Annotated in this window: 12 protein-coding genes; 10 read left to right on the plus strand and 2 right to left on the minus strand. The window is 66.8% G+C overall.

The window, feature by feature from the left end:
- The first annotated feature begins 48 nt into the window (after positions 1-48).
- The 4 genes from IAE58_RS07135 to IAE58_RS07150 all read left to right on the plus strand — a co-directional run bounded on the left by IAE58_RS07135 (position 49) and on the right by IAE58_RS07150 (position 3,583).
- Entirely contained in the window at positions 49-372 is a 324-nt protein-coding gene (locus IAE58_RS07135; protein ID WP_159095525.1) for a hypothetical protein, read from the plus strand.
- Between the two features lie 176 nt (positions 373-548).
- Complete coding sequence (locus IAE58_RS07140; RefSeq protein WP_199933638.1) at positions 549-887, plus strand: hypothetical protein; 339 nt, start codon at positions 549-551, stop codon at positions 885-887.
- A gap of 225 nt (positions 888-1,112) precedes the next feature.
- The gene (locus tag IAE58_RS07145; RefSeq protein WP_199933637.1) at positions 1,113-1,640 is read left to right on the plus strand and encodes a hypothetical protein; all 528 of its coding nucleotides are present in this window, start codon (positions 1,113-1,115) and stop codon (positions 1,638-1,640) included.
- A 146-nt stretch (positions 1,641-1,786) separates the two neighbouring features.
- On the plus strand, positions 1,787-3,583 hold the full coding sequence (locus IAE58_RS07150; protein WP_199933636.1) for a DUF885 domain-containing protein: 1,797 nt from the start codon (positions 1,787-1,789) through the stop codon (positions 3,581-3,583).
- A 137-nt stretch (positions 3,584-3,720) separates the two neighbouring features.
- Here IAE58_RS07150 and IAE58_RS07155 read toward each other — a convergent pair whose 3' ends face one another.
- Complete coding sequence (locus tag IAE58_RS07155) at positions 3,721-4,179, minus strand: hypothetical protein (protein ID WP_108757485.1); 459 nt, start codon at positions 4,177-4,179, stop codon at positions 3,721-3,723.
- Between the two features lie 177 nt (positions 4,180-4,356).
- Between IAE58_RS07155 and IAE58_RS07160 the strand changes: the two genes are divergently transcribed.
- The 4 genes from IAE58_RS07160 to IAE58_RS07175 all read left to right on the plus strand — a co-directional run bounded on the left by IAE58_RS07160 (position 4,357) and on the right by IAE58_RS07175 (position 6,971).
- Positions 4,357-4,605: a hypothetical protein gene (locus IAE58_RS07160; protein WP_108754522.1), complete on the plus strand. Its 249-nt coding sequence runs from the start codon at positions 4,357-4,359 to the stop codon at positions 4,603-4,605.
- A 124-nt stretch (positions 4,606-4,729) separates the two neighbouring features.
- The gene (locus tag IAE58_RS07165) at positions 4,730-5,647 is read left to right on the plus strand and encodes a bestrophin family ion channel (protein WP_199933635.1); all 918 of its coding nucleotides are present in this window, start codon (positions 4,730-4,732) and stop codon (positions 5,645-5,647) included.
- 19 nt (positions 5,648-5,666) lie between these two features.
- Positions 5,667-6,656, plus strand: coding sequence for a porphobilinogen synthase (gene hemB / locus IAE58_RS07170; RefSeq protein WP_108751261.1), 990 nt, complete (start codon positions 5,667-5,669; stop codon positions 6,654-6,656).
- Positions 6,657-6,701: 45 nt separating this feature from the next.
- Positions 6,702-6,971, plus strand: a complete 270-nt coding sequence (locus IAE58_RS07175; protein WP_199933634.1) for an SHOCT domain-containing protein — start codon at positions 6,702-6,704, stop codon at positions 6,969-6,971.
- 130 nt (positions 6,972-7,101) lie between these two features.
- On the opposite strand, the gene IAE58_RS07180 is transcribed toward IAE58_RS07175, so the two are convergent.
- Positions 7,102-7,965 carry a PD40 domain-containing protein gene (locus tag IAE58_RS07180; protein ID WP_199933633.1) on the minus strand — a complete coding sequence of 288 codons (864 nt, stop codon included), beginning with the start codon at positions 7,963-7,965 and terminating at the stop codon, positions 7,102-7,104.
- Positions 7,966-8,013: 48 nt separating this feature from the next.
- Between IAE58_RS07180 and aroE the strand changes: the two genes are divergently transcribed.
- Both aroE and IAE58_RS07190 read left to right on the plus strand, forming a co-directional pair.
- Positions 8,014-8,859, plus strand: coding sequence for a shikimate dehydrogenase (gene aroE / locus IAE58_RS07185; protein WP_199933632.1), 846 nt, complete (start codon positions 8,014-8,016; stop codon positions 8,857-8,859).
- Positions 8,860-8,862: 3 nt separating this feature from the next.
- The gene (locus IAE58_RS07190; RefSeq protein WP_199933631.1) at positions 8,863-9,219 is read left to right on the plus strand and encodes a hypothetical protein; all 357 of its coding nucleotides are present in this window, start codon (positions 8,863-8,865) and stop codon (positions 9,217-9,219) included.
- Positions 9,220-9,501 lie beyond the last annotated feature (282 nt).

The following is a 9,501-nucleotide window of genomic DNA, read 5'->3' on the forward strand; positions in this document are numbered from 1 at the left end:
GAACATGCTTTCCAGCTCTGAGCGTGACTCATGACAGAGGGATGGACGATGAGGAAATCTGGTTTACTGCTGCTGATCGTTCCGGCCGTGTATCTTGTGGCGTGTTCGGGACTATCTGCAGTCAAGTCGCGTGCGTTTGACTCCATCAAACCAGGGGACAGTCGCACAGCCGTCGTGGAAGCTTTGGGTGATCCGGATGTGCGGGAACTGCCGGAGAGGCGCTTCGCACGTTATGCGAGCAAGCCGTGCAGTGGTGCGTGCAGGGAACGCCTGTGGTTCGAGAACACGCTGAGCTTGGACATTGAGGCCTGGTCTGTTGAACTGGATGAGAATGGCCACGTCATCAGTAAGGCGCATTGGCATTCGCCGTAACCCAAGGTGCCGCGCGATGACCGAAACCCGCGTGCGGTTGGGTACATTGATCAGGCTTGGACGTCGAATCGATACATTTCGCCTCAGCGGCTGAGGGGGGGCTGGTGCAAAGGCAAACAATGAAAAGTACAACGCGACGTTTGAACACATGCTTCGTCTGGGCTTCGCTCAATTTCATGACGTTGCTGTTGCCGCCACTTACAGGTTCGAATTTCTACCTTTTCATCACCATTGGGTTGATGCTGAACGCGGTAGTGGCGTGTATGGTCTTGAAGGGGGTTGCTCCCATGAAGAATGCGGTCCAGCACGAAGTAAACGTTGCACTCATAAAGCGCTGGGTCACTGTTATCAGCGTAACTGGAACCCTGGCTGTTCTTGTGGCTGGATTTCAGGGCGCTCTGGAGAGGCAATCCATACCCTTTGTTCTGAGTGGGTACGTGCTGCTGATGATCGTTCCTGGGAAGATCATGAGCTTGGCCGTTGCACGTGGAATGGACGAGGTTGAGGGCGAGTGAATCGAATCAAGTAACGTTGTCTGCGCCAAGTAATGCCAAGCCTCATGGCTGCCGGAACGCGCCGTCCACATCTTTGAGGTGCATGGTATGGGCGCCAACGAGTCGTGGCAGACCTTCGTCCGAACCGTATAGAAAGTTGATGGAAGACGATCCACTCGCTTCGAGCGGCACGCACCGATGTTGGGACGGCTATGATCAGCATGGGAACTGCGGCACGGAGGCACCATGGCAGCATCTGACCCTTCAACAGCGCCGTTCGACGGCCGCGTATGTCTTCGGGACTACGAGCATATCGGCAAGCTAAGTGTTGCCGAGATCACCCGGAATGGCACGCTTCTCGTCAGCCGGGCCGGCGCGGATGTCCGCTTGGAACCTGTGCTGGGTGTCGTGGGGCAGGGCAGGTCCAACAAGGACTTTGTACCCATGGCCTACATGTCTCGCGAAATCAATGATGCGCACGGCACACCCGATTACGCCACGAATCTCATCTTGATGATTGATGGAAAAATGATGGGAGATGGCTTCTGCACACCGAAAATTTCTTGGTCACGCACCCTTTTCCGTGGGTCCTTCAAGGTTCTGCTCGACGATGGCTGGTGCTTCGAGTCCAGATATCGCCGGCCACTCCTGCGTGAGGTGTGGTGGCGGCTCAATGTCGGTGGCACGTTGGACGACCAGCCCGTGGATTTCATCGAAAAACTGGTAATGATCGTGTCCGAAACACGGCCGCAATGGATCGCGGAAGACCCGTAAACGTTCCTGCTGGGCGACACCCGGAAAACCCACACAGGAAGGCGCCCCCCCTTGGCGCTCCCCCCACGCCCAGCCGTGACCTCCAGCCGATTGTCGCCATCGCCCCAACCGCGTAAGTTGCGGGCAACCCTTTGCTGGAGTGTCCCATGAAGCCCATCGCGTTGGCCGTTGCCCTGGCCCTGAGTGCCGCCCCGCTGCTGTCTGCACCGTCGGCCCTGGCCGCACCCGCCGCCAAGGCGGCTACCCCGGCCAGCCCGGCCTGGGTGGCGCGCAGCAACGCGCTGGCGCAGATCCTGCTGGACGCGCAGGGGCCGTTCCAGCCCGAGGAAACCGGCTTCTTCGGTGTGCCCGGCTATGACGACAAGGTGGCCGACCTGGGCCCGGACAACGGCCAGCGCTACCGCGCCGCCATGGCCAAGGCCCGCGACGAACTGAAGGCCAAGCTGGCCAGCGAGAAGGACCCCAACGTCCGCCAGGACCTGGAGATCATGATCGCCGCGGCCAACCAGAACATCGAAGGCAGCGAACTGAACGACAAGTACCTGCTGCCGTGGCGCGATGCGCCGCAGACGGTGTTCAGTGGCCTGAACCTGCTGCTGTCCGACCAGGTGCCGGCCGAGCGCCGCGGCAAGGCGCTGGATCGCCTGAAGGCCTATGCCGGCCTGCAGCCGGGCGGCACCGCCTTCACCACCCTGGCCCGCCAGCGCTACGAAGAGCGGCTGAAGGACAGCAGCCTGCTGCAGCCGACCACGATTGAAGTGCAGCAGTCGCTGGACAACGTGCAGACCTACATCACCGGCATCGAGTCGCTGCTGAAGAAGTACCAGATTGCCGGTGCCGATGAAGCCATGCAGGCGCTGGCCGGGCAGATGAAGGACTACGCCGAATGGACCCGCAAGGAAGTGCTGCCCAAGGCCCGCACCGACGCGCGCCTGCCGGCGCCGCTGTATGCCTACCAGCTCAAGCAGGTGGGCATCGATATCGACCCGAAGCTGCTGATGCAGCGCGCCCAGTTGGAATTCATGGAAACCCGCTCGGCGATGCAGCAGCTCGCCCCGCTGGTGGCCAAGGAAAAGGGCCTGAAGGTGGCCGACCCGAGCGACCCGGTGGCGGTCATCCGCGCACTGAAGGCCAACAAGATTGCCAATGACCAGTTGGAAGGCCATTACCGCAAGGTGATCGATGCCATCGATCCGCTCATCCGCGAACACGCCATTGTCGATGTGCCCAAGCGCGCCATGCAGATGCGCCTGGGCTCGGCGGCGGAAAGCGCGGCCAGCCCGGCCCCGCACTTCCTGCCGGCGCCGCTGGTGAACAACACCGGGCAGCAGGGCACCTTCGTGCTGCCGCTGGGCAACCCGGCCGCGGGCGAGGGCGCGCAGTACGACGATTTCAACTTCGGCTCGGCCGCATGGACCCTGAGCGCGCATGAAGGGCGCCCCGGCCACGAGCTGCAGTTCACCGCCATGGTCGAGCGCGGCGTGTCGCTGGCGCGCACCATGTTCGCGTTCAATTCGGTGAACGTGGAAGGCTGGGCGCTGTATGCCGAGGCCGAGATGGTGCCGTACGAGCCGCTGGACGGGCAAATGATCGCCCTGCAGTTCCGCCTGCTGCGCGCGGCGCGCGCGATGCTCGACCCGATGCTCAACCTGGGCCTGACCGACCGTGCCACCGGCGAGCGCGTGCTGATCGATCAGGTGGGCCTGTCCAAGGCCATGGCCACGCAGGAACTGGACCGTTACATGGTGCGCATGCCCGGCCAGGCCGGCAGCTACTTCTACGGTTACACCCGCATCCTGGAACTGCGCATGCAGACCGAACTGGCGCTGGGCGCGAAGTTCGACCGCCTGGCGTTCAACAACTTCCTGCTCGACCAGGGCCTGCTGCCGCCGGACCAGCTGGCCGAAGCAGTGCAGCAGCAGTTCGTGCCGAAGTACCGGTAACGCCAGACCCCAGGGGATATCGGGAAAGCCCATCCACGCATGGCGTGGATCTACCAGCCACCGGACCGGTAGCGCCGGGCCATGCCCGGCGAGCGCAGGAGCAACGCCGCCGGGCATGGCCCGGCGCTACCGTCGTATCAGCGTTGCGGGGTAATGGTCTGCGTCGGCAGGCGTGCCGGCGGTTCGGGGTTGGGCACCCAGATCGCCACGCCGGCCGCGCGCTTCTGCGTGGTGGGAATGCCAATGCCCACGCCGCCGCCCACGTGCGAGCCATAGCTGCCGGCGCCCACCGACATGCCCACTGGCGAACCGCTGCTGCCCACGCCCATCAGGATCACGCCGTTGGCGCCCAGCGCGGCGGCTTCGCGCTTCAGCCGCGCCACCGCTGCATCGGTCTGGCCCTGGGTCCCGAAGCCCACCGCCGAAGACGATTCCAGCTGGGCGATTTCCAGCGAACCGGCCGGCGGGGTGGAATAGATCTGCACCAAAGCCGGGTCGATCGGCGCCCGCGCCCGGCCCAGCATGACTTTGGAAGTGCTGGCGCACCCGGCAGCGGCCAGCAGCATGGCCGCCAATGCGACCCAACGGATGTTCATGGCGTATACCCCTGTGGATTGCCTCGGATCATCGGACCGGCACTCTGAATAAGCGCCAACACCGGCATGCTGGCCCTGGCCGCATGCTGGCACGGCGGCGGTGATGCTGTCGCCAACACCGGTAGGCGGGCGCCCCGGGAACGGCTATGGTGGCGGCAACCAAGCACGGAGCGTGGCATGGGCGTTATCAGTCTGTTGTGGGGTGTGGTGGCGCTGCTGTGGATGATCCTGGCGCTGATCCCCCTTCTGGGGTGGGGCAACTGGTTCCTCATTCCCTTTGCGGCCGTAGGCGCGATCATCGCCGCCATCGGCATCCTGTTCACCCACCCCAGCAAGCGCGGCCGCGCCTGGGCCGGCCTGGTGCTGAACGGCATCGTGGTGGTGGTGGGCATCTTCCGCCTGGGCCTGGGCGGCGGGGTGATCTGAACACCCCCGGCGGGTGCGACCGGGCGTCGCAGGTGCGCGGTCGTGGCGCGGGCAGGGGCGTAGAATGGGCGGCTGCGCGAGCCCCCCGCGTGCCTGCAGGACCGCGTCCGCCGCGGTAGCCCCGATGATCATTCGCCCCCGGCCGCACGGCTGGCAATTGCTGTACATCCTGCGCGGTTCCATCGTTCCGGCGGTGGCGCCGAAGGTGCTGGCCATCCTGGTGCTGGCCATCGCCGTTGCCGCGGTGGTGGAACTGGCCCAACCGCCCGGCATCGAGCGCGTCTCGGCCGCACCGTTCACCCTGCTGGGCCTGGTGCTGTCGATCTTCCTCAGCTTCCGCAACAGCGCCTGCTACGACCGCTGGTGGGAAGGCCGCAAGCTGTGGGGCCAACTGGTGTTCGAATCGCGTTCGCTGGCGCGCCAGCTGCACCTGCTGCTGGCCGACGATGCGCCACGCCGGCAGCGCGTCAGCTACCTCACCATTGCCTTCGCCGCCGCCCTGGCCGCGCGCCTGCGCCGCCGTGAGGTGGCCCTGGCGGCCGTGTCGTGGCTGGACGATGACCAGCGCGCCCAGCTGGCCCAGCGCGACAACGTGCCTGATGCGCTGCTGGCGATGATCGCCGCCGAACTGGCCCAGGCCCTGCGCGCCGGCACCCTCGATTCGATCCTGTACACGCAGTTGGAAGAACGCCTGCACGCCATGTCGTCCATCCAGGCCGGCTGCGAGCGCATTCTCACCACGCCGTTGCCGTTCGCCTACACCCTGCTGCTGCACCGCTGCGCCTGGATGTTCTGCGTGCTGCTGCCGTTCGGCCTGGCCAGCTCGCTGGGCTGGGCCACGCCGGTGCTGTCGGCGGTGCTGGCCTACGCGTTCTTCGGTCTGGACCAGTTGGGCGAAGAGATGGAAGACCCGTTCGGCCTGGAGCCGAACGATCTGCCGCTGGATGCCCTGGTTCGCACCATTGAGATCGACCAGTTGGATGCGCTGGGCGAACGCCCTCTGCCCGAACCCCTGCTGCCGCAGGGCTACCTGTTGCAATAGCCACTCCTCGGAGCCTGCCATGCCTCACCCCCATTACCGCCCGCGGCGCATGCGCCATGACGAATTCTCGCGCCGCCTGATGCGCGAGAACACGCTGACCACCGACGACCTGATCTACCCGGTGTTCGTGCACGAGCCGGCCGGTCGCGTGGCCGTGCCGTCGATGCCGGGCGTGGAGCGGCTGTCGATCGAAGAACTGCTGAAGGTGGCCGAAGAAGCGCTGGAGCTGGGAATTCCGGTCATCGACCTGTTCCCGGTCATCGATGCCTCGCAGAAGACGCTGGACGCTTCGGCGGCCTGGGCCGAGGACGGCCTGGCACAGCGGGCGATCCGCGCGCTGAAGACCCGCTTCCCGGAACTGGGGGTGATGACCGACGTGGCGCTGGACCCGTACACCACCCACGGCCAGGACGGGATCATCGACGACAAGGGCTACGTGCTGAACGACATCACCGTGGAAGCGCTGGTGAAGCAGTCGCTGTCGCACGCCGAGGCCGGCGCCGACATCATCTCGCCGTCGGACATGATGGACGGCCGCATCGGCGCCATCCGCCGTGCGCTGGATGCCGACCACCACGTCAACGTGCGCATCATGGCCTACTCGGCCAAGTACGCCTCGGCCTTCTACGGCCCGTTCCGGGATGCGGTGGGCAGCGCCGGCAACCTCGGCAAGGCCGACAAGAAGACCTACCAGATGGACCCGGCCAACGGTGACGAGGCGCTGCGCGAGATCGCGCTGGACCTGGAAGAAGGCGCCGACATGGTGATGGTCAAGCCGGGCATGCCCTACCTGGACCTGGTGCGCCGGGTGAAGGAGAAGTTCGGCGTGCCGACCTTTGCTTACCAGGTCAGCGGCGAGTACGCGATGATGAAGGCCGCCTTCGCCAATGGCTGGCTGGACGAACGCGCCTGCGTGCTGGAATCGCTGCTGGGCTTCAAGCGCGCCGGCGCCGATGGCGTGCTGACCTATTTCGCCCCGCAGGTAGCGCGCTGGCTGCGCGAGCGCTGACAATAGCGCCCACGTACGCGTTCACGAACTAGGGAGACACAGGCGATGGCACCGGAACTGGGATGGATGCAGTGGTTGATCTGGATCGCGGGCACCACGATCTTCGGCGCCATCATCGTGTTCGTGTTCCTGGCCGCCCGCCGTGCCGCCCGGCGCGCGCCGGAACAGCCGTCCGCCGCGCGTCACGTGGCCCGCAGCCAGGCCCTGCCGGATGCGGTGGAAGCGGAGTTGGCCGCGTTGAACCAGCGCAAGGACACCGGCCAGATCAGCGAAGCCGAGTACGAACAGCAGCGGGCCAAGGTGTTGGCGCGCTGAGCGGCGTGACCCGGGGTCGGATCCCTTTCCGCAGGAAAGGGCTCTGACCCCTTCGCGAGTGTGCCAACCAAGGTTGGCACCTACCGTGGGGGTTGGCCCGCCCTGTGGCTCATCCACGCATGGCGTGGATCTACTTTACGCACCCGGCCACGGCCGCGATCTTCGGCACTGCCAACCGGTACACATCCACGCCACCCGCGCGCGGCGCGCGTGCGGCGCTGCTGGCCACCAACATTTCGCCGGGCTTGGCGTTGTCGATCACCGGTGCCGCGGTCCAGCCGCCGTTCTGGTTGAACGACAGCCCCAAGGGCTGCAGCGTCGCCCCGGTCCACGCGCAGCCGCTGGTCATCACCTGCGCCGCGGTGGCGCCCACGCGGCTGAACACCACCGCGCCGTCCTGGCCCAGCCAGTCACCATCGGTCTCATCGCCCGCGCTGTTCAGCGCATCCAGCGCCACCGCCGCGCCACGCGCGCCCTGCGCATCCAGCGGTGCCACGAACAGGTCCCAGCCCGTCCCCCGGCCCTGGTGGCGCGCGAACAGCAGCCGGCGGCCATCGGCGCTCAGCGCTGGGCCACGCTCGGGGCGGGTCTTGCCGGTGCCGGCCAGCGCCTGCGCAGGGCCCAGGCTGCCATCGGCCGCCAGCGGCGCGCGGTACAGCGCCAGCGCGTCCTCGCGGCCGGCGGCAAACAGCAGCCAGCGCCCATCGCGGCTGAAGTACGGATCGACCACCTCGCCGGGCACCGCCACCGGCAGGGCTTGCGCCTGCTGCCAGCGCCCGTCCACCACCCGTGCCTGCCACAGCCCCCAGCCCGCTTCGCCGCGGCGGGCGAAGACGATGCGCTGGCCATCGGCACTGATCGTCGCGCGCCCTTCATCGGCCCGGGTCGATACCACCCCCATGCCTTCAATGCCGTACTCGTTCAACGCCATCGCCACGGGGGCAGAGAGTAGACTGGCGGCGAGCACCAGCAGGGTCGGGGTGATGCGCATCATCCAGGTCCGTGCACGAAAGAGCATCAGTCTAGCCAGCTTGAGGATTCCATGACCGACCGTTACGCCGTCTTCGGACACCCCGTCGCCCACTCGAAGTCGCCGCAGATCCACGCGACGTTCGGTCGCCAGGAAGGCATCAGCGTGGACTACCGCGCCATCGACCTGGCCCCTGACGCTTTCCTGGCTGGGCTGGAAGCCTTCGCTGCCGAAGGCGGCGTGGGTGCCAATGTCACCTCGCCGCACAAGGAAGCCGCGTTTTCCGTGTGCACCACCCTGACCGCACGTGCGCGCCGCGCCGGCTCGGTCAACACGCTGCTGCGCAAGGGCGACCGCTGGCACGGCGACACCACCGATGGCATCGGCCTGGTGCGTGACCTGACCGACCGCCACAGCCTGGACCTGCGCGGCCGCCGCGTGCTGCTGATCGGCGCCGGCGGTTCGGCGCGCAGCGTGGCACCGGCACTGCTGGATGCCGGCATTACCGAACTGGTGGTGGTGAACCGCACGCCGGAACGCGCCGACGAACTGATCGACGCCATGGGCGAGCCGGGCCGCGCGCTGAGCCGCTACTGGGAAGACCTGCGCGAGCTGGGCGATTTCGAACTGATCCTCAACGCGACCTCGGCTGGCCGCGACCGCGATGTCGAGTTCAAGCTGCCGCTGTCGTTGGTCAATTCGATGACCACCGCGGTGGACCTGAACTACGGCGAGGCCGCCATCGCCTTCCTGGCCTGGGCGCGTTCGGCCAACTGCCGCAACACCGTCGATGGCCTGGGCATGCTGGTCGAACAGGCGGCCGAAAGCTTCCTGCAGTGGCATGGCGTGCGCCCGCAGACCGAAGAGGTCTACCAACAGCTGCGCGCCGGTGCCGGCACCTTCGCCGGGCAGGACTGAACCATGGATGCATCGGCCATGCTGATGAGCATGCTCAGCCTGCTGGGCGTGCGCCTGCCGGTGCTGATCGCACTGTGCGTGGGCCTGGTGTGGGTGCTGGGCGCGCCGCGTGATGCGGCCCGCAGCGGCGCGCTGGCCGGCCTGCTGCTGTTGCTGGCCGCCAACCTGGGCAGCCTGGCTGCCAGCGTGGTGCCGCTGTGGCTGGTCAGCAGCGGCGATTTCAGCGCCGTTTCGGCGATGAGCGCGGTGCTGGGCGGGGTCCACTTCGTGCTGGCCCTGCTGGATGCCTTCGGCATCGTGCTGCTGGTCTGGGCGCTGGTGCGGCTGCTGCGCGCCCGCCCGGCGGCGTCGGCGCCGTAACGCGGGGCAAGCCGTCCTGATCGGTAGCGCCGGGCCATGCCCGGCGAGCGCAGCGGTCCCGATCAAGCCGCCGGGCATGGCCCGGCGCTACCGAAGATGGGCCTGCCGCATCTGCCTTGGCCGCGGCGCGCCCGGTGGCGTCGGCGCTGTGGGAGATGTGCCAACCAAGGTTGGCACCTACCAGAGCGGTGTGCGGGTAGCGCCGGGCCATGCCCGGCGAGCGCAGCGGTTCCGATCAAGCCGCCGGGCATGGCCCGGCGCTACCGAAGATGGGCCTGCCGC

The organism is Stenotrophomonas sp. S49 (assembly GCF_016624905.1).
Taxonomy (GTDB): Bacteria; Pseudomonadota; Gammaproteobacteria; order Xanthomonadales; family Xanthomonadaceae; genus Stenotrophomonas.

Coding starts and splice junctions, on each gene's coding strand:
- IAE58_RS07135 (WP_159095525.1), top strand. CDS start 49: ATGAGGAAATCTGGTTTACTGCTGCTGATCGTTCCGGCCGTGTATCTT.
- IAE58_RS07140 (WP_199933638.1), top strand. CDS start 549: ATGACGTTGCTGTTGCCGCCACTTACAGGTTCGAATTTCTACCTTTTC.
- IAE58_RS07145 (WP_199933637.1), top strand. CDS start 1,113: ATGGCAGCATCTGACCCTTCAACAGCGCCGTTCGACGGCCGCGTATGT.
- IAE58_RS07150 (WP_199933636.1), top strand. CDS start 1,787: ATGAAGCCCATCGCGTTGGCCGTTGCCCTGGCCCTGAGTGCCGCCCCG.
- IAE58_RS07155 (WP_108757485.1), bottom strand. CDS start 4,179: ATGAACATCCGTTGGGTCGCATTGGCGGCCATGCTGCTGGCCGCTGCC.
- IAE58_RS07160 (WP_108754522.1), top strand. CDS start 4,357: ATGGGCGTTATCAGTCTGTTGTGGGGTGTGGTGGCGCTGCTGTGGATG.
- IAE58_RS07165 (WP_199933635.1), top strand. CDS start 4,730: ATGATCATTCGCCCCCGGCCGCACGGCTGGCAATTGCTGTACATCCTG.
- hemB (WP_108751261.1), top strand. CDS start 5,667: ATGCCTCACCCCCATTACCGCCCGCGGCGCATGCGCCATGACGAATTC.
- IAE58_RS07175 (WP_199933634.1), top strand. CDS start 6,702: ATGGCACCGGAACTGGGATGGATGCAGTGGTTGATCTGGATCGCGGGC.
- IAE58_RS07180 (WP_199933633.1), bottom strand. CDS start 7,965: ATGATGCGCATCACCCCGACCCTGCTGGTGCTCGCCGCCAGTCTACTC.
- aroE (WP_199933632.1), top strand. CDS start 8,014: ATGACCGACCGTTACGCCGTCTTCGGACACCCCGTCGCCCACTCGAAG.
- IAE58_RS07190 (WP_199933631.1), top strand. CDS start 8,863: ATGGATGCATCGGCCATGCTGATGAGCATGCTCAGCCTGCTGGGCGTG.